This window comes from Streptomyces sp. NBC_00503 (assembly GCF_036346895.1).
Lineage (GTDB): Bacteria > Actinomycetota > Actinomycetes > Streptomycetales > Streptomycetaceae > Streptomyces.
Map to the genome: position 1 here is coordinate 1130489 of NZ_CP107855.1, position 17693 is coordinate 1148181.

The following is a 17693-nucleotide window of genomic DNA, read 5'->3' on the forward strand; positions in this document are numbered from 1 at the left end:
CCGCGGGCCGGTCCGCCTCATACCGAATCGGCCTGCGGCTCCACCGACTCCAGCAGCCGGGCCGTGTGCACCCGCCCCGCGTACTCCACCAGCCGGATCAGCACTTCCTTCCCCGAATCCTTGTCCCGCGCGTCGCACAGCACCACCGGTGTGCCCTGATCCAGGTCCAGCGCCCGCGCCACCTCGTTCGAGGCGTACCGCCGCGCGTTCGTGAAGCAGTTGACGGCGACCACGAACGGGATCCGCCGGTGTTCGAAGTAGTCCACCGCCGGGAAGCAGTCCTCGAGCCTGCGCGTGTCCGCCAGCACCACCGCTCCCAGCGCGCCCTGCGACAGCTCGTCCCACAGGAACCAGAAACGGTCCTGCCCCGGCGTCCCGAACAGGTACAGCGAGAGCCCCGACCGGATGGTGATCCGCCCGAAGTCCATGGCCACGGTCGTCGTCGTCTTCTGGTCTACCCCGCCCGTGTCGTCGACCAGCTCCCCCGCCTCGCTGAGCAGTTCCTCCGTCCGCAGCGGCCGGATCTCGCTGACCGACCCGACCAGGGTGGTCTTGCCCACGCCGAAGCCGCCCGCCACGAGTATCTTCAGCGCGAGCGCGGCCAGCTCGCCGTCCTCGGCACCCGCTCCGCCTCCGGCGCCCGCTCCGGCTCCGGCGCCCGCGTTGTCGTGCAGTCCCATCACAGCGCTCGCAATCCCTCGATGACTTCACGCAGAATCCGCTCGTCCGGCAGCTGCGCCGGGGGCACCGGCCGGCTCACCTTGACGTGTCCGGCCTCCAGCAGGTCCCCGAGCAGCACCCGCACCACGCCCACGGGCAGGTCCGCGTCCGCCGCGAGCTCCGCCACCGACTGGGTCTCGTCCCTGCACAGGCCGAGCAGCGCCCGGTGTTCGGGCTCCAGCAGCGACTCGGCCGCCTCGTCCGTCCCCGCCGGGTCCACGGCGACCAGGGCGATCAGGTCGAACCGGACCCCGTGCGGCCCCGGCTTCGTACGCCCGCCGGTCATGGCGTACGGACGGACGAGCGGGCCCGCGTCGGCGTCGTACCACTGGCCGTTCATGCTCCGGACCGCCGCCCTCAACCGGCGGCCGGCGGGCGTGCCGAGAACCGCGGCGGGGTGTACAGGTGTTCGCCGACCCGCTTCACCAGCCGGGCCATTTCGTAGGCGATCAGCCCCATGTCGGCGCCCGCCCCGCTGAGCACGGCCAGGCAGGAGCCGTCTCCGGCGGCCGCGACGAAGAGGAAGCCCTCGTCCATCTCCACCATCGTCTGGCGCACGCCCCCGGCGTGGAAGTGCCGGCCCGCGCCCTTGGCCAGGCTGTGGAAGCCTGAGGCCACGGCCGCCAGGTGTTCGGCGTCCTCCCGGCTGAGCGCGCTGGAAGCACCCACCGCCAGACCGTCGTTGGACAGGACCACCGCGTGCCGGACCTCCCGGACCCGGACCACGAGGTCGTCCAGCAGCCAGTCCAGTTCCCCGGACCTGCGGATGCCGTCGAGGTCGATTCTCTGGTGTTCGATCATCACCGTGCTCCTTCGCCTTCGCCTTCGCTGCCTGCGTGGGGGGAGTTCTCGTGGATGCCCGCCCCGGTGCTCGCCCGAGTGCCGCGCACCCAGCCGGCCCGGTACGCCGCCATCCGGTCGCGCGCCTGCTCGGGGCTGCGCCCGGGAGGGTCCTCGGTGCCGCGTGCCGGGGCCGGAGCCTTGGCGGCGGGGGCCTCGCGCAGTTGCGGGACGAGGCTGGCCTGGCGGACCCGGCGCGGCAGTTCGGTCACCGTGGCCCCGGCCGGGGCCGGGGAAGCGGCCCGGGCCACGGAGGCCGTCGGGGAGGCCGCCGCGACCGCCGGGGCGGGCGTACGGGGACCCGCGCCGCCGGAGCCGAGCGGGCGGATCGGGGCCACCGGGGCGGGGAGGGGCTCCTCCCGCAGGGGGCTGCGGTCCGGGACCGGGATCCCGCGCACGTCGTCCCGTACGACGCTCATCGCCGGGGACGGCTCCGGCACCCGCTCGAGGGCCTGCTCCGGGGCCGGCTCCGACGCGGGGCGGCGCTCCCGCGGCCGGTCCCCGACGGGCGGGGCGGCCGTGAGGGCCCCCTGGAGCAGGGAGTTCGGGAGCAGCACCACCGCGGTGGTGCCGCCGTACGGCGACATGCGCAGGTGCACCTTCACTCCGTGGCGGGCGGAGAGGCGGCTGACCACGAAGAGCCCGAGCCGGTCGCTGTCGAAGAGGTCGAGCGCCTCCGACTGTTCGATGCGCCGGTTGGCCTCCTGGAGGGCCTCGCGGCCCATGCCGAGTCCCCGGTCCTCGACCTCCAGGACGTAGCCGGCGCCGACGGGCTCTCCGCTGACCCGGACCTTGGTGTGGGGCGGGGAGAACTGGGTCGCGTTCTCGATGAGTTCGGCGAGCAGGTGCGTGAGGTCGGCCACGGCCCCGCCGATGACGGCCGCCTCCGCGAGCTGGCGGACCTCGACGCGCGGGTAGTCCTCGATCTCGGAGACCGCGGCCCGTACGACGTTGGTCAGCGGGATCGGCATCCTCCAGGCACGGCCCGGGGCCGCACCCGACAGGATGATCAGACTTTCCGCGTGCCTTCGCATCCGGGTGGTGAGGTGGTCGAGGCGGAAGAGGTCGCCGAGCTCGTTCGGGTCGTCGGCGCGGCGTTCCATCGAGTCGAGCAGGGTGAGCTGCTTGTGCACCAGGACCTGGCTGCGCCGGGCAAGGTTGACGAAGACCCCGCTCACGCCGCTCGCCAGTTCGGCGCGTTCGACGGCGGCGCTGAGCGCGGCCCGGTGGACGGTGGCCAGCGCCTCGCCGACCTGGGCGATCTCGTCCTCGGCGGCCGGGCCCGGCGGGGTTTCGGCGGCCACGTCGATGTCCTGACCGGCTCGCAACCGGTCCATGGCGTGCGGCAGTTTGCGGTGGGCGATCTCCAGAGCGGTGTTGCGCAGCGAGACCAGTTCGACGACGAGGGCGCGGCCGATGCGGACCGAGATGACGAGCGAGGCGGCCACGGCGGCCAGACCCAGCACCACCGCGATTCCGGCGGGGCTCACCACCCCCGCGCCGACCGGGTCGCCGCGGTCCGCGGAGGCCGCGTGGGCAGCGTTCCCGATCTCCCGCATGGAGGCGGAGACGGAGGTGTACGCGGCCTCCCAGCCGACGGGTACGGTCGCGGCCGCCGCCCCGGACGCCGCCCCGGCGCGGGTGTCCTTGGCTGCGGGATCCTTGGCCGAGGTGTCCTTCGCGGCTCCGCCCGCCGGAGCGGCCAGCGCCTGGTCCTCGGCTCCGGTGAGATCGGCGTAGACGGCGCTCCGGGCCACCGACTGCCAGGCGCCCTGCTGGGCTTCGGGCAGGTCCCGGGCGGCGGCGTCCGTCAGGGCCCGGCGGGTTTCGACCGCGCCGGTCAGGCGGCGCGTCGTTTCGGCGCTGCGCGGCCCCGGCACGGTCAGCAGCGCGTCCTCCCGCGACAGCTGCTCCCCGGCTCGCGCGAACTCCAGCAGGACCCGGGCGTCGGAGCCGAGTTCCGCGTCCCGGCCACCGCCGGAGAGGGCTCCGCAGACCTCCAGGGCCGAATCGATCAAGCCGGTGTACGTCTCGTAGGCGGCGTCCAGGGTGGCACGGTGCTCGGCGATGTCCTTGCGCGCCGGGCCCAGCGCTTCGGCCGCGGCGACGAACGCGCGCAGCCGGACCACGATGTCGGTCCGGTAGTCGCCGGAGTCGGCCACGGTGTTGCGGTCGCCGAGCCGCAGTGCCCGTACGGCGGTGTCGGTGCGGCTCGCCTGCTGGTCCAGGGCGCCGGGCTGGCCGGGGGCCTGGGCGGTCGCGGCCTGTCCGGCGGTGGGGTCGGCCAGCAGCCGGACGGCGGCGCGGCGTTCGGCCTGCAACTCGGTGACGGCCGCCGCGACGGGGGCCCTGAGTTCCCGGTCGACCTGCTGGGCACGGCTCAGGCGGCCGATGTCCTGGGCGGCGTCCACGGTGGCGAAGCCCCAGAGGGCGAGCAGCGAGACCACCGGCACCATCAGCAGCGAGACGATCTTCGCGCGGACGGTGGCGGGGCGCAGCCGCAGCCTCGTACCGCCGCCGGCACGGCCGCCCTTGCCGCTGCCCCCGCCGGGTATGACGGGGAACGGGGCGCGGCCCTCGCGGTCCGCCGACTCCTCGGCGGGCGGCCCGGCGTGCGCACGGCGGCCCGTCCCCTTGGCGCGGGCGTCCGCAGGCGCGGGCGGCCGCTGCGCCGCTGCTTCCGGTGATCTGCGGGGTCTGCGCATGGGCTCCTCGTTCCGGGCGGTGCGGGCGTAGGTGACGGTGGCGGGGACGGCGGCGGGGCGATGGCGTTGGCGGGGACGGCGGCGGAAGCGGGACGGTGGCGGAAGCGGGGCGGTGGGCGGTGGGGCGGCGGGCGGTCACGGCCCCGACGGGCGACCGCGGGCGACGGCCGGGGTGGCCGCGGGCTCAGAGGACGGAAGCGGGCGCGCCCTGTTCACCGAGGCGCCGGTCGGCGGAGGCCGCGGCGGAGGCCGTCCGCTCGTCGGCGGTCGGGGACAGCGCGACGAACGCGGAGGTGATGAAGAGGTAGGAGCCGAGGCCGACGGCGAGCGGGAAGATGAACTGCATGGCGGTGGCTCCCGGCAGCGCCTCGTCCGAGGGGACGACGTTGACGGCGACGGCGAGCATGCCGGTGTAGTGCATGCTGCTGACCGCCGCGCCCATGACGAGCGAGGCGACGGCGACGGCCATCGGGGACTTGATGTTGAGCGCGGCCCACAGGGCCGCGGTGGCGGCGACGACGGCGATGGCGACGGAGAGCCCGACCGTCAGCGGCGCGTAGGAGACCGTGCCGTGCAGGCGCAGGGCCGCCATGCCGAGGTAGTGCATGCTCGCGACGCCGATGCCGGTGGTGAGGCCGCCGAGGACGAGGGCCCGGCCGCGGTCCTTGCCGTAGCCGACGACGAAGACTCCGGCTCCGACGACGACCATGGCGACGAGCAGGCTGAGGATGGTCAGCGGCACGTTGTAGTGGATCTCGGTTCCGGTGACGTGGAAGCCGAGCATCGCGACGAAGTGCATCGTCCAGATGCCGGTCCCGATGGCGGAGGCCGCCGTGAGGAGCCAGTTGCGGCGGGAGGATCCGGTCGTCGCGTCGAGCGCGCGGACGGTGCAGCGCAGCCCGAGGGCAGCGCCGATCGAAGCCATCACGTATGACAGCGCGGGGGTAAGCCAGCCATAGGCGGCGTGGTCCAGGTGTCCCATGGCCACGGGACGCTAGTCCGGGTGAGGGCGCGAACAAGGGGAGCATTTCGAAAGCCACTGGAACTGCTGGAATATGACAGAGCTACGTTCATCTTCGATCACACCACGTACCACCTTGCACACGTTCCGCAGGCATGTGCCAGCGTGCGCGTGGGGGATCATGGGCGCATGAGCGAAGACCGCACGCAGGAGCGTGCACAGGACCAGCACCACGTCCAGGAGTTCTTCGGAGCACGCGCGGGCGACTGGGACCGCAAGTTCCCCGGGGACGGGCCGGCCTTCACGGCCGCCGTGGCCGAGTTCGGACTGCGGCCCGGGGACCGGGTGCTCGACGCCGGCTGCGGCACCGGGCGGGCACTGACCGCGCTGCGCGCGGCCGTCGGCCCGTCGGGAACCGTGCTCGGCGCCGACGTCACCCCGCAGATGCTCAGCGCCGCGCGGGACGCCGGCCGGGACGCCGAGGGCACCCTGCTGCTCGCGGACGTGGTCCGGCTGCCGCTGCGCGACGAGGCGCTGGACGCGGTGTTCGCCGCCGGCCTGATCGCCCACCTGCCGGAGCCCGCGGCCAACCTGCGCGAACTCGCCCGCGTGGTCCGCCCCGGCGGCCGGCTCGCACTGTTCCACCCGATCGGGCGAGCCGCGCTCGCCGCGCGCCACGGCCGCGCGCTGACCCCCGAGGACCTGCGCGCCGAGCACAACCTCGGCCCGCTGCTGGCCGGTTCGGGCTGGCGCCTGACCTCGTACGCCGACGAGGACGCCCGCTTCCTCGCACTGGCGGTCCGCACGCCCTGAACGGGCTTGGAAATCGTCTCCCGCGCGCTCTCGACGCGGCGGTTACCCGCTGGTTAGGGTGCGCCGACAAGAGAGCTACGGGAGGCCACGTGTCCGACGAGGACGAGGGCGGTTCGCTGTACGTGCTGACCGCCGTACTGCTGACCCCCGCGCAGTTCCCGAGCATCCTGGGTGACGACTTCCCCGAGGCCTGCTCGTTGCTGGGCGTGCCCCCGGCGGCAGCCGGATACGGGCTGGTGCTCGGGCAGGACGAGGTGGGCGCGCGCTGGACGGTCGTCGTGGACGACGTCTCCCTCGTGGCCATGGCCATCGCCTCGTGGGACTGCGGGATGGAGTACGACCTGTCCCCCGACGAACGCTCCATCGTGGTCTCCCTGGCCGGCTGGCCGCTGGAGCTGTCGGTGGCCGCCGCGGGGATACCGGAACCGCACGATCCGGAACAGGGCGCGGACGGCACGGGGCGGGTGCCGCTCGCACCCCCGTCGGCCGAGGCCTGGGGGGCGGCGCAGCGGCGGATGGGCGCCGACCAGATCGCCCGGCAGTGGAGCGAGTGGAGCGAGCGCGTCGCCACGGACGGCGGGGCGGCCGCGGCCTCGCACCCGGGGCTGGCGCGGGCGCTGAAGGAGGCTCTGGGGTACACGCAGAGCCCGCCGCCGCCGGGCCGGGTCCGGTCGTCCTTCGCGGGCGAGGAGACCCGGACGCTACGGGTGGACGGGCCCGGGTGGTCGCTGGTGGCCCGCACCGGCGGGGCGGCCTTCGTCCTGCTGGACGAGGAGCCGGGCGAGGTCCTGCCGGTGCCCCCCGAGGGGGACGCCGAGCTCCCGGAACTGTCTCGACTGCTGGCGGCGCTGGACCGCGTCGCGGTGCGGCCGGCCTAGGCCGAGGGGAGACCGGGAGCCGGTTCGGCTCAGACGCGGTCGAGCGGGACGTGCGGGGTCGGCGGGAGCGTTATCTCGATGGTGTCGCCGGGGCGGATGGTGCCGCCCCGGTGGACCACACCCATGATCCCGGCCTTGCGGAGCAGGCTGCCCTCGTCGTCCCGGCTCACGACCTGCTTGAGCAGCCCGTACTGGAACCCGTCGATCTGCTGGCAGGGGTTGCGCAGGCCGGTCACCTCGACCACCGCGTCCGGGCCCAGGCGCAACAGCGTGCCGGTCGGCAGGCCTAGGAGGTCTATGCCCTCCGTGGTGACGTTCTCCCCGAGCTGGCCCGGAGCGACCTCGTACCCCGCTTCGGCGACCTCCTCGAAGAGCTCCCGGTGGATCAGGTGCACCTGCCGGAGGTTCGGCTGCGTCGGATCCTGGGCCACGCGGGAGCGGTGCTTGACCGTGGTCCCCGCGTGGACGTCGCCTTCCACCCCGAGCCCTGCGAGGAGCGTGATGCTCTCGCGCGTGGGCTTGGTGAACGAATAGACACCGTTGCTGCTGACCGCCGCGACCTGTCCTGCCCGTGCCGTACTCATGGCCCCCCTTTGTCCCATCGCGCCGCCTTCAGCGGCCGATCTGCTTCCTCGAGATACCCCGCAGCCTACGACGCTGGGAGGAGTCCAACAGCAGGTAGGCAGCCGTCGGCACACCGATCAGGACCAGCAGTCCCGCCCAGAACCCGACCGCCCAGAACAACACGATGGCTGCCGCGACTCCGGCAACCGCGACCTTTCCGCTCTTGGACATCTGCGGACACCTCTTCCTCCGTCGGCCACTACCCCACTCAACGCCCACCCCCGCTCCCGCGTTCCCGGCCGCGCGCCCGCCCTGGACGCGGGACGGCGGGGACTGGTCGGTCCACTGGCCGACGTACCGCTTGTCGGGGCGGCGGGGCCGGACGACGATGGGGGCGCTCCGGGCACCAGGGCACCGCGGCGGCACGGGAGGCTACATGGACGATCCTTCGGTGGCTCTGCCGGGCGGGGCCGATCCCGCCCGGCGGGCGCGGGAACTGCGACGGGCCCACGCCGCGTTCACCCGGGACGGGCGGGTCGAGGCCCCGGTCCGGGCGGTCATCGCGAGGTCCTGGCGCCGCTGCGCCCGGGCCCGGGTCAGCCCGGAGTGCACGCCCCGGGTGGAACTGGCCGGGCCGGAGCTGCTGGCGTACCGGGAGCAGCATCCGCTGGCCCGGGTGCTGCCGCTGTTCCGGGACCTGGTCGGGGCCTTCGCCGCGCACGGGGAACACCTGCTGGCGGTGTGCGACGCGCAGGGCAGCCTGCTCTGGGTGGAGGGAGCGACCGCCACGATGCGCCGGGCCGAAGGTCTCGGCTTCGTGCCGGGGGCCAGCTGGTCGGAGACGGACATGGGCACGAACGCGCCCGGCACGGCGGTGGCGGTCGGGGAACCGGTCCAGGTCTTCGGCGCCGAGCACTTCAGCCGCCGGGTGCATCCCTGGACCTGCGCGGCGGCTCCGGTCCGCGATCCCCGCACCGGCCGGCTGCTCGGCGCCGTGGACGTGACCGGCGGCGACTGGCTGGCCCACCCGCACTCCCTCGCCTTTGTACGGGCGGTGGCGCGTGCGGCGGAAGCCCAGCTGGCGCTGCTGGCACCCGCGGTCCCGACGGCCACCGGGGACACGCTCACCGCGCTCGGCCGGGACGAGGCGCTGCTGGTCGGCGACGGCCGCGAGATCCGGCTCGGGCGGCGGCACAGCGAGATCATGGCACTGCTCGCGCACCATCCCGAGGGCCTGTCGGGGGACGAGCTGGCGATCGCCCTGTACGAGGACGAGTCGGTGTCCCCGGTGACCCTGCGTGCCGAAATGTCCCGGCTGCGCGTTGTGCTCGGTCCCGGGGCCCCGCTCTCCCGCCCGTACCGCACGGCGGCGCCGCTGGAGGCCGATTTCACCGCCGTCACCCGCCACCTGGCCACCGGAGCGGTCTCGGCGGCGCTGGCCCGCTACCCGGGTCCCCTGCTTCCCGCGTCCGCCGCGCCGGGCATCGTCCGACTGCGGCGCCGCATCGAGGACCAGGCACGGGCCGCCGTGATCGCACGGGCCGACGCGGGGCTGCTGACCGACTGGGTGTGCAGTCCGTGGGGTGCGGAGGACCCGGAGGCGTGGCGGGCCCTGGCGGCGGCGCTGCCCGCCGGCGACCGGACGGCCGCGCTGGACCGCGTACGGGCCCTGGACACGGAACTCGGGCCGAAGCTCCCGGCGCTCGGGCCCGGAACCGGACCTGGATCTGGATCTGGACCTCGACCTGGACCTGGACCTGGACTTGGGGCCGCACCCGCACCCGCACCCGCACCCGCACCGAATGGCACCCCCAGGACGCAACTCGCCCCCTCCCACAGGGGTTTACCGCGCGACCGTGCAACGTACCCGCAACCTGTCCACCCCTAGCCTCACCGCGAGCGCCGTCCGACGGAGGCCGGCGCCCGGCAAGGGGAGGACCACCATGGCCCGTTACGCTGCGCCCGGTACCGAAGGGGCGCTCATGTCGTACGCGTCCCGCTACGGCCACTTCATCGGCGGCGAGTACGTGGAGCCGGCCCTCGGCCGCTGGTTCCCCAACCCCTCCCCCGTGACCGGCGAGACCTTCACCGAGGTCGCGCGCGGTACGGCCGAGGACGTGGAGCGCGCGCTGGACGCGGCGCACGCGGCCGCGCCCGCGTGGGGACGTACCTCGATCACCGAGCGCTCCACGCTGCTGCTGCGCATCGCGGACCGGATGGAACAGAACCTGGAGGCCCTCGCGGTCGCGGAGACCTGGGAGAACGGCAAGCCCATCCGCGAGACCCTGGCCGCCGACATGCCGCTCGCCATCGACCAGTTCCGCTACTTCGCGGGGGCCCTGCGCGCCCAGGAGGGCGCGTTGAGCCAGATCGACGAGGACACGGTGGCCTACCACTTCCACGAACCGCTGGGCGTGGTCGCGCAGATCATCCCGTGGAACTTCCCGATCCTGATGGCGGTGTGGAAGCTGGCCCCGGCGCTCGCCGCCGGCAACACGGTGGTGCTGAAGCCGGCCGAGCAGACCCCGGTGTCCGTGCACTACTGGATGAGCCTGATCTCCGACCTGCTGCCGCCGGGCGTGGTGAACATCGTCAACGGCTTCGGCGAGGAGGCCGGCAAGCCGCTGGCGTCCAGCCCGCGCGTGGCGAAGGTGGCCTTCACCGGGGAGACCTCCACCGGGCGGCTGATCATGCAGTACGCGGCAGAACACCTCAAGCCGGTCACGCTGGAGCTGGGCGGCAAGAGCCCCAACCTGTTCTTCGACGACATCTGGACCACGGACGACGACCTGCGCGACAAGGCCCTTGAGGGCTTCACCATGTTCGCCCTCAACCAGGGCGAGGTGTGCACCAGCCCCTCGCGCGCCCTCATCGAGCGCGGCCGCTACGGCGACTTCCTCGACGCTGCCGTGGCGCGTACGGAACTGATCGTGCCGGGCCACCCGTTGGACACGGACACGATGATCGGCGCGCAGGCGTCGGAGGAGCAGCTGAAGAAGGTCCTGTCGTACGTGGAGATCGGCCAGCAGGAGGGCGCGAAGATCCTGACGGGCGGTCAGCGCGTCGAGCACGGCGGCGAACTGGCCGGGGGCTTCTACGTCCAGCCGACCATCTTCGAGGGCGACAACCGCATGCGGATCTTCCAGGAGGAGATCTTCGGCCCGGTGGTCTCGGTGACCTCCTTCCAGGACTTCGACGACGCCGTGCGCATCGCGAACGACACGGCGTACGGCCTGGGCGCGGGCGTCTGGACCCGCGACATCAACACCGCCTACCGGGCCGGCCGCGCGATCCAGGCGGGCCGCGTCTGGACCAACTGCTACCACGCCTACCCCGCCCACGCGGCCTTCGGCGGCTACAAGCAGTCCGGCATCGGCCGCGAGACCCACAAGATGATGCTGGAGCACTACCAGCAGACGAAGAACCTTCTCGTCTCCTACTCCCCGAAGAAGCTCGGCTTCTTCTAGAGGCCCGAAAAAAGGCGCCTGACCTGGGGTTTTACCCAGGTCAGGCGCCCTCGACAGATCTCCAAGAAGCAAGCCCGAGATATTCCATCACTCCCAGTTCCTCCCATGGCCATCCCACCCCTGACCAGCAGTTCCGGACCAGTCACGGACCAGACCCGATGTTCATCCGTCCCCCGGAGCGGACCCGGCGCGCTGGTCCCACTGCTGCATGGACTGCTCGATCAGGTGGTTCGCGTGGTCCTGAACGCCGGAGAGGTACTTGGCGTAGTGCCGGAAGAGGACCTCGATACTCTGCCCGGCCCGGCGGGCGCACTCCGAACCGGTCGATGTGCCCGCGAAGCATCCGCACGAACGCCGAAGGAATGGGGACAGGACGCGTCGCGGTAGCAGCACGACGTTTCAGCGAGTGGACTTCGTAGACCTCCCCGCTGTCGGTCCACGCCTTGCCCGACGCCAAGAACGCGGCGTCCTTGGCGAACAACTCGTCCATGCCGGTCACGTACAGCTGCTCGATGCCGCGGGCGTCGAGGCGGTTCAGGCAGTGCAGTCCGGCGCGCCACAGCGCCTCGGAGACCAGCAGTACCCCGGCGAACCAGAGTACGTAGGGCGTCGTCCACCCCAGGGCTCCACCACTGTTCGGATCGCCCCGGCGATCCGGCCGACGAGCTTCGCGACGACCAGCAGCGCGATGGAGTGGATGCCGATGTTGCCCAGCGCCCGGAGCGGCATCGCGGGGGCGGTCAGCCACCGGAGCCGAGCCAACTCCCGTCCGTAGTAACGAAGCGCGAGGAGCACCGGACTCCTGCGCGGTGACGTGCTCTGCGATTCGGGCGATCCCATCCCAACCCTGCCTTGTCGGACCGTCAGGTCAGAGAAGGGAGTGTCCCGCACACGCACCCGCGGGGTCCAAGCGTTTTCCCGATGGGGTGGACACTGCCGGGGATCAGAGGCTCAGCGCGACGATCCAGTAGTCGTACTCCTCCGCGGTGATCCCGCAGATGTGGTCGCCGGCTCGGGAGCGGGCGATGAACTCGATGCGTCCCTGGTCGTCGACGAGTCGGGACACGTCGGCGGTGTCCGTGAGCCGTACGCGGACCCAGCCGACCCCGGAGCTTCCGGTCACGACGGCCGTGAGGAGGAAGGTCCCGTCCTCGCCGATGACATCGGCGCGACGCGCGTGTTCGAGCCACAGCCTGTGGGCCCCTGCGAGGTCTCCCTTCAAGGGGAAGGACGCGCTGGGCTCCACGCCGAACCCCGCCATGGCTCGCCAGGCCGCGTCGACCGAGGGACCGGGTTCGTTCCCCTGAACGGCTTCCACCTGGAGGCCACTGCTCCGGATGAGCTCGACGAGGTTCTCCTCGCTGGTTCGCATTCAGTTTCCCTCGTAGAAGAAGTGGTGGTCTCCGCCGGGCTTGTCGATGGCTCGGTAGCGTTCCATTGTCCCGTAGCCGTCGACGGTGTTGTCCCAGCCGAAGTTCACTCCTGACCGCGACTGGTCCTCGAGCGTGCTTCCCTTCGGTCCGCCCGCGTGGAAGTGCGGTCCGGCGGGATCGTCGGTGTGCTCGACGACGACCCTGGAGCCGTTCGGTGTTTCGAACTGCCGGAAGTTGCCCCAGTGGGTCGGATCGCTGGAGTAGACGTGTCCGGGCATGTTCTTCAGTGTCTTGTCGCCCATGACGATCCATTCGGCATCGGGGGTGGTTCCGAAGGGAACTCCCGCGGCGTCGAACGCTCCGCGTTCGGCGTCCGCCCGCAGCTTGAACGGGTTGCTCTTCTCCCCCTTGGGCGGGCACGGGGAGAGGCCGAGCGGGTCCGCCCAGGTGTGGGGGTTGGTGTCCGGCCGCTCGGGAGGGCCGCTGATGAATTCCTCGAGACCCAGCGGCGGCAGGCGGGGCCGTGGGCATCAGGGAGCGGACCGTGCCGTCGCGGAGCAGCAGTGGCGGCGGGTGGCCCCGGTTGATCACCTCGACGTCGTGGCTGTGCGGGATCTGGGCCACGACCGCGGTGACGAATCCCTCCAGGCGGTCGACGTCGCCACCCACCCCGCCCCGGCCCGCCATGACGGTGTCCCTCCGCAGGGCCTCGCCGCAGTGGTTCATGACCTCCACCAGGTCGTCCTCGTAGTGCACGGCCTCCCGGAACGCGCCCAGCACGACGGCGGCGGCCCGTACGGCGGGCAGTCCCTTGCCCCGGACGTCCCCGACGATCATCCGCACCCCGTACCGGGTCTGGACGGCGTCGTACAGATCGCCGCCGATCTGCGCGCCCGACTCGGCCGCCAGGTACATGCTGGCCGCTCGCAGGGGGCCCAGCCGGGCCGGTACGGGCCGCAGCAGGACGTCCTGGGCGGCCGTGGCGATCCGGCGGACCTGGTTGAGCTCGTTCTCCCGGCGCGTGCGCGCGGCGCGGCTCGTCGTGAAGCTCGCCACCGTGACCAGGGACAGGGCGAGGAAGTTCGCGTAGACCTGCTGGCCGCCCCAGGCATGGTTGTAGGTGGCGGTGGTCGCGCTGACGCCGACGGCCACCCCGGCCGCCGCGAGGGTGCCCTTGGGGCCCATCGTCACGGCCGCCAGAGCAGGTGTCGCCACCAGCAGGGGGCCTGTGTACACCACGTGCGCGGGCGTGAGCTCGATGACGAGCACCAGCAGGGCTATCGCGAAGGGCACCCACTCCGCGAGGGCGAAAAAGACCTGGTGGCGGCCGCCGGCCCCCGGGGGCGAGCGCAAGGGCGCTCTCATGAGTACAGCCTGCCCCGCCCGGCGGCATGGCCGCCACTCAGGTTCACCGGTCCCCGCGGACGTCCAACCACTACCGGGAACGGGTAGGGATGCGCGCACGACGGGCCGCCCCCGCCGCCCCGCCCACCGAGTCTGGAGCGCCGCCGACCCCATGAGCACCCACCCCGCGGAGGCTCCCCGCGTCTCCCGCCAGGAATTCGACGCCCTCTTCGCCTCGGTCCGTACGTGGGGCCGCTGGACCCCGGCCGACCGGGGTGCCTGGAACCGGGTCACCCCGGACCATGTACGTCGGGCAGCCACCCTCGTCCGGGACGGTACGGCGGTATCCATGGGGCTGCCCTGGAACACCCGCCCCGGCCCCGACAACGCCAAGCCCGCCCTGCACTACATGTCCGACCTCGGCGACGTGGAGCCCCCGGAACCGGCCACCCACAAGGACTTCCTCGCCGTCGATTACCACGGCAAGGCCGTCAGTCACCTCGACGCGCTGTCACACATCGCCTACCGGGGGCTGCTGTACGAGGGCCACCCGGCGCGCGAGGTCATCGGCTCCGGCGGTGCCCGCTTCGGCTCCGTGGCGGCGCTGGGCCCGCTCGTGGCCAAGGGCGTGCTCCTCGACCTGCCCGTCGTCCTCGGGACCGCCTGGCTGGAGCCCGGACACGCGGTCCGCGCCCGCGACGTCATCGCCGCCGAGCGGGCGCTCGGCGTCGGGATCGACGACGGATGTGCGGTGCTGCTGCGCTCCGGCCGGTTCCGGCGCCGTCGCGAACTGGGCCCGTGGGACGTGGACGCGGCGAGTGCGGGCTTCCACGTGGACGCGATGCCACTGCTGGCCGAGCGTGCGATCAGCCTGCTCGGCGCGGACGGAGACAGCGACGTACGCCCCTCCCCGGTCGAGGGCCTCCACTCCCCGGTGCACGCCCTCGCCATCGCGGCCATGGGGGTGCCCCTGCTGGACAACCTGGACCTGGAGGCGCTGTCCACCGCGTGCGCGGAGGCGGGACGCTACGAGTTCATGATCGTCGTGACACCCCTCGACGTCCCCGGCGGGACGGGATCACCGGTCAATCCTGTCGCCCTCCTGTAGAGCTTCAATTAGCCAGGAATATACTCAAAACGCACTGATGCAACTTTCATCGCACGGGCCGCACGGACCAGCACGGACCAGCGCCGGCAAGGGGAAGTGATGCAGATGGGGGTCACGGGAGAGCAGATCGGCCCCGCACGCTCCCGTGAGCGGTTCCTGGTGGGCGAGTCGGTCGGAACCGGGGTACGAAGTCCGATCCTGAACTCGTGGCTCCGCTGCCGGCTCCTGGCACTCTCACCGGACCAGACCGAGCTGCCCTACCGGGACGACTTCGATCCGGACAGCCGACTCGTACGGGCCGCCGGACCCGTCCTCGACCAGCTCCAGTCCCGGTTCTCCGGCAGTCGGATGAACATCTCCGTCGCCGACGCGAACGGCACGGTACTGCAACGCCGCTTCGGCGAGCCATCCCTGGCCCGGAGCCTGCCCCCCATCCAGAGCATGCCCGGCTTCGTCTTCGCCGAGCGGTTCGCCGGGACCAACGGCATCGGCCTCGCGCTCGCCGAACGGGGCCCCATCCAGGTCTACGGCGCGGAACACTTCGCCGAACGCGCCCAGTCGAACGCCTGCTGCGCCATCCCCATCCGCGACCAGATCAGCGGGCGCATCGCGGGCGTGCTCTGCTTCGGGTACCCGCACGCCTACGAGCGCCCCGCCCTCGCCCTCCTGCTCCGCCGGGCCGCCGCGACGATCGAGCAGCGGCTGACGGAACAGAGTTCGGAGCGCGAGCGCGGGCTGCTGCGGGCGTACCTCGATGCCGAACGGCGCGCCCTGCCGGGCAGGGGCGCCCAGGACGGGCACTTCGCCGGGGCGGCCGTCCTTGCCGAGTCGGCCGGGCTGAACGAACGGGACGAACCGGTCGGTCCCGAGCTGGACCCGCACGATCAGGCGATCCTCAAGGACAGGGCTACCGAGCTGATCTCCTCGTCCCGGCAGGCTGCCGTCGACGTGGCACTCCCGCACGGCCGGGAGGCCACCTTGCTGAGCCGCCCGGTCACGAGCCGCTCCGGGGTGGAGGGAATGGTCGTCGAGGCCGTGCTCAGGAGCAGCACTTCGCCGGTCCACCACCTCTCCGTCTCGCCCCGCACCGCACCTTCCGGCGCCGAACCCTCCCGCGCCGGACCGGCTCCCGCCGGACCGCCACCCCTCACCGCCGAGCCTCGCCCCGCCACGGTCCGCGGACTGGTGCTGGTGGGTGAGCCCGAAGTCGGGAGGTACGCCATCGAGGCGCGGCGCCGCCTGGAACTGCTGGCCGAGGCCAGTACCCGCATCGGCACCACCCTGGACGTGAGCCGCACCGCCCGGGAGCTCGCCGAGATGGCGGTCCCGGCCCTGGCCGACTACGTCACCGTCGACCTGCCCGAGGCGGTGCTGCGCGGGGACGACCCCACCGGTCCCGGGACCGGTCTGTACCGAACGGTGGTCCACGGCATCCGCGACGACTGCCCCTTTTACCCGGCCGGACGGCAGGTGGAGCTCCTCCCCGGGAATCCCATCATGCGCTGCCTGACCGAAGGGCACGCCTTCCTGGAGCCCGAGCTGAAGTCCGCGGCCGGCTGGATCGCCCAGGACCCCGAGCGCGCCGGGCAGATCATGGCGCGCGGCGTGCACTCCCTCATCGCCGTCCCGCTCCTCGCCCGCGGAGTCCTGCTGGGCATCGCGAGCTTCTACCGCTCGCAGGACCCCGCCCCCTTCGGGGACGACGACAGCCGGCTGGCCCAGGAACTCGCGGCCCGCGCCGCCCTGTGCATCGACAACGCCCGCCGCTACACCCGGGAACACGCCCTGGCGCTGGCGCTCCAGCGCAGCCTTCTCCCGCGCGGCATGCCCGAGCAGAGTGCCGTCGAGGTCGCCCACCGCTACCTGCCCGCCGAATCCGGAGTGGGCGGTGACTGGTTCGACGTCATCCCGCTGTCCGGCGCCCGCGTCGCCCTCCTCGTGGGCGACGTCGTCGGCCACGGGCTGCACGCCGCCGCCACGATGGGGCGGCTGCGGACCGCAGCACGCAACTTCGCCGAACTGGAACTCGCCCCCGACGAGCTCCTCACCCACCTGGACAACCTCCTGGTGCGCCTGGACCGGGAGGAGGGCGACGACCACACCACGGGCAGCACCGGCATCGTCGGCGCCACCTGTCTGTACGTCGTCTACGACCCCACCTCGCGAGAGTGCACCATGGCCCGGGCCGGCCACTTTCCGCCGGCCCTGGTCCTTCCCGACGGCAGCGTGAGTTTCCCCGACCTGCCCGCCGGGCCCCCGCTGGGCCTGGGCGGTCTACCCTTCGAGACGGCCGAGATCGAGCTGCCCCAGGGCAGCACGCTCGTGCTCTACACCGACGGGCTCGTCGAGGACCGCCACCGCGATATCGACGTAGCCCTCGACCAGCTGCAGCAGTCCCTGACCCACGCGGACCGGAGTCCCGAGGACACCTGTCAGGCGGTCATGGACGCCATGGCGCCCGAGCATCCCTCGGACGACATCGCGCTGCTCGTCGCCCGCACCCACACCCTGCCCGCCGACCGGATCGCGGCCTGGAACCTGCCGGCCGATCCCGCGCGGGTCTCCGACATCCGTGCCGCCGCCACCCGCCAGCTGGCCCACTGGGGGCTGGACGAACTCGCGTTCGCCACCGAGCTGCTGCTGAGCGAGCTGGTCACCAACGCCATCCGCTACGGTTCCGAGCCCATCCAGGTGCGCCTGATCCACGACCGCGCCCTGATCTGCGAGGTCTCCGACGGCGGCAGCACCGCCCCGCACATGCGCCGGGCCGCCAACACGGACGAGGGCGGGCGCGGCCTGTTCCTCGTCGCACAACTGGCCCGGTCGTGGGGCACCCGCTACACCCCACACGGCAAGGTCATTTGGGCCGAATGCGCGCTGGATACAGCGTAATTACCGTCATGTGCGCAATTGCACCCTG

Annotated in this window: 15 protein-coding genes and 2 pseudogenes; 6 read left to right on the plus strand and 11 right to left on the minus strand. The window is 72.7% G+C overall.

The features are described from left to right. Positions 1–17: 17 nt before the first annotated feature. The 5 genes from OG490_RS05290 to OG490_RS05310 form a co-directional block, all read right to left on the minus strand. Positions 18–680: a GTP-binding protein gene (locus tag OG490_RS05290; RefSeq protein ID WP_330300786.1), complete on the minus strand. Its 663-nt coding sequence runs from the start codon at positions 678–680 to the stop codon at positions 18–20. Continuing rightward, positions 680–1060 carry a DUF742 domain-containing protein gene (locus OG490_RS05295; protein WP_330295115.1) on the minus strand — a complete coding sequence of 127 codons (381 nt, stop codon included), beginning with the start codon at positions 1058–1060 and terminating at the stop codon, positions 680–682. Before OG490_RS05295 ends, OG490_RS05290 begins: the two co-directional genes overlap by 1 nt. Before the next feature lie 17 nt (positions 1061–1077). Then, positions 1078–1521, minus strand: a complete 444-nt coding sequence (locus OG490_RS05300; protein WP_330295116.1) for a roadblock/LC7 domain-containing protein — start codon at positions 1519–1521, stop codon at positions 1078–1080. After that, positions 1521–4265: a nitrate- and nitrite sensing domain-containing protein gene (locus tag OG490_RS05305; protein ID WP_330295117.1), complete on the minus strand. Its 2745-nt coding sequence runs from the start codon at positions 4263–4265 to the stop codon at positions 1521–1523. Before OG490_RS05305 ends, OG490_RS05300 begins: the two co-directional genes overlap by 1 nt. Before the next feature lie 184 nt (positions 4266–4449). Next, complete coding sequence (locus tag OG490_RS05310) at positions 4450–5247, minus strand: MHYT domain-containing protein (RefSeq protein WP_330295118.1); 798 nt, start codon at positions 5245–5247, stop codon at positions 4450–4452. Positions 5248–5415: 168 nt separating this feature from the next. On the opposite strand from OG490_RS05310, the gene OG490_RS05315 reads away from it, so the two are divergent. Beyond that, positions 5416–6039 (plus strand): class I SAM-dependent methyltransferase, encoded by a 624-nt coding sequence (locus tag OG490_RS05315; RefSeq protein WP_330295119.1) that lies wholly within the window; start codon positions 5416–5418, stop codon positions 6037–6039. A gap of 89 nt (positions 6040–6128) precedes the next feature. Beyond that, on the plus strand, positions 6129–6917 hold the full coding sequence (locus OG490_RS05320) for a hypothetical protein (protein ID WP_330295120.1): 789 nt from the start codon (positions 6129–6131) through the stop codon (positions 6915–6917). Positions 6918–6946: 29 nt separating this feature from the next. Here the strand turns inward: OG490_RS05320 and OG490_RS05325 are convergent, their stop codons facing one another. Next, complete coding sequence (locus tag OG490_RS05325; RefSeq protein WP_330295121.1) at positions 6947–7501, minus strand: MOSC domain-containing protein; 555 nt, start codon at positions 7499–7501, stop codon at positions 6947–6949. A gap of 28 nt (positions 7502–7529) precedes the next feature. Further along, positions 7530–7712: a hypothetical protein gene (locus tag OG490_RS05330; RefSeq protein WP_330295122.1), complete on the minus strand. Its 183-nt coding sequence runs from the start codon at positions 7710–7712 to the stop codon at positions 7530–7532. Positions 7713–7917: 205 nt separating this feature from the next. Between OG490_RS05330 and OG490_RS05335 the strand changes: the two genes are divergently transcribed. Both OG490_RS05335 and exaC read left to right on the plus strand, forming a co-directional pair. Continuing rightward, on the plus strand, positions 7918–9369 hold the full coding sequence (locus OG490_RS05335; RefSeq protein ID WP_330295123.1) for a GAF domain-containing protein: 1452 nt from the start codon (positions 7918–7920) through the stop codon (positions 9367–9369). 55 nt (positions 9370–9424) lie between these two features. Continuing rightward, positions 9425–10948: an acetaldehyde dehydrogenase ExaC gene (gene exaC / locus OG490_RS05340; protein WP_330295124.1), complete on the plus strand. Its 1524-nt coding sequence runs from the start codon at positions 9425–9427 to the stop codon at positions 10946–10948. 457 nt (positions 10949–11405) lie between these two features. Here exaC and OG490_RS05345 read toward each other — a convergent pair. The 4 genes and pseudogenes from OG490_RS05345 to OG490_RS05360 form a co-directional block, all read right to left on the minus strand. Continuing rightward, positions 11406–11788 (minus strand): annotated as a pseudogene (locus OG490_RS05345) (ABC transporter ATP-binding protein); the annotation flags it as partial. Positions 11789–11891: 103 nt separating this feature from the next. Next, the gene (locus OG490_RS05350; RefSeq protein WP_330295125.1) at positions 11892–12320 is read right to left on the minus strand and encodes a hypothetical protein; all 429 of its coding nucleotides are present in this window, start codon (positions 12318–12320) and stop codon (positions 11892–11894) included. Continuing rightward, the gene (locus OG490_RS05355; protein ID WP_330295126.1) at positions 12321–12623 is read right to left on the minus strand and encodes an HNH/endonuclease VII fold putative polymorphic toxin; all 303 of its coding nucleotides are present in this window, start codon (positions 12621–12623) and stop codon (positions 12321–12323) included. 271 nt (positions 12624–12894) lie between these two features. Further along, positions 12895–13839: pseudogene (locus OG490_RS05360) on the minus strand (PP2C family protein-serine/threonine phosphatase); the annotation flags it as partial. On the opposite strand from OG490_RS05360, the gene OG490_RS05365 reads away from it, so the two are divergent. Both OG490_RS05365 and OG490_RS05370 read left to right on the plus strand, forming a co-directional pair. Beyond that, positions 13838–14773: a cyclase family protein gene (locus OG490_RS05365; RefSeq protein WP_330295127.1), complete on the plus strand. Its 936-nt coding sequence runs from the start codon at positions 13838–13840 to the stop codon at positions 14771–14773. The pseudogene OG490_RS05360 and the gene OG490_RS05365 sit on opposite strands and share 2 nt — an antisense overlap. 105 nt (positions 14774–14878) lie before the next feature. Beyond that, the gene (locus OG490_RS05370; protein ID WP_330295128.1) at positions 14879–17665 is read left to right on the plus strand and encodes a SpoIIE family protein phosphatase; all 2787 of its coding nucleotides are present in this window, start codon (positions 14879–14881) and stop codon (positions 17663–17665) included. Positions 17666–17693 lie beyond the last annotated feature (28 nt).

Coding starts and splice junctions, on each gene's coding strand:
- OG490_RS05310 (WP_330295118.1), bottom strand. CDS start 5,247: ATGGGACACCTGGACCACGCCGCCTATGGCTGGCTTACCCCCGCGCTG.
- OG490_RS05300 (WP_330295116.1), bottom strand. CDS start 1,521: ATGATCGAACACCAGAGAATCGACCTCGACGGCATCCGCAGGTCCGGG.
- OG490_RS05290 (WP_330300786.1), bottom strand. CDS start 680: ATGGGACTGCACGACAACGCGGGCGCCGGAGCCGGAGCGGGCGCCGGA.
- OG490_RS05335 (WP_330295123.1), top strand. CDS start 7,918: ATGGACGATCCTTCGGTGGCTCTGCCGGGCGGGGCCGATCCCGCCCGG.
- OG490_RS05295 (WP_330295115.1), bottom strand. CDS start 1,060: ATGAACGGCCAGTGGTACGACGCCGACGCGGGCCCGCTCGTCCGTCCG.
- OG490_RS05330 (WP_330295122.1), bottom strand. CDS start 7,712: ATGTCCAAGAGCGGAAAGGTCGCGGTTGCCGGAGTCGCGGCAGCCATC.
- OG490_RS05355 (WP_330295126.1), bottom strand. CDS start 12,623: ATGGGCGACAAGACACTGAAGAACATGCCCGGACACGTCTACTCCAGC.
- OG490_RS05370 (WP_330295128.1), top strand. CDS start 14,879: ATGGGGGTCACGGGAGAGCAGATCGGCCCCGCACGCTCCCGTGAGCGG.
- OG490_RS05315 (WP_330295119.1), top strand. CDS start 5,416: ATGAGCGAAGACCGCACGCAGGAGCGTGCACAGGACCAGCACCACGTC.
- OG490_RS05305 (WP_330295117.1), bottom strand. CDS start 4,265: ATGCGCAGACCCCGCAGATCACCGGAAGCAGCGGCGCAGCGGCCGCCC.
- OG490_RS05325 (WP_330295121.1), bottom strand. CDS start 7,501: ATGAGTACGGCACGGGCAGGACAGGTCGCGGCGGTCAGCAGCAACGGT.
- exaC (WP_330295124.1), top strand. CDS start 9,425: ATGGCCCGTTACGCTGCGCCCGGTACCGAAGGGGCGCTCATGTCGTAC.
- OG490_RS05350 (WP_330295125.1), bottom strand. CDS start 12,320: ATGCGAACCAGCGAGGAGAACCTCGTCGAGCTCATCCGGAGCAGTGGC.
- OG490_RS05365 (WP_330295127.1), top strand. CDS start 13,838: ATGAGCACCCACCCCGCGGAGGCTCCCCGCGTCTCCCGCCAGGAATTC.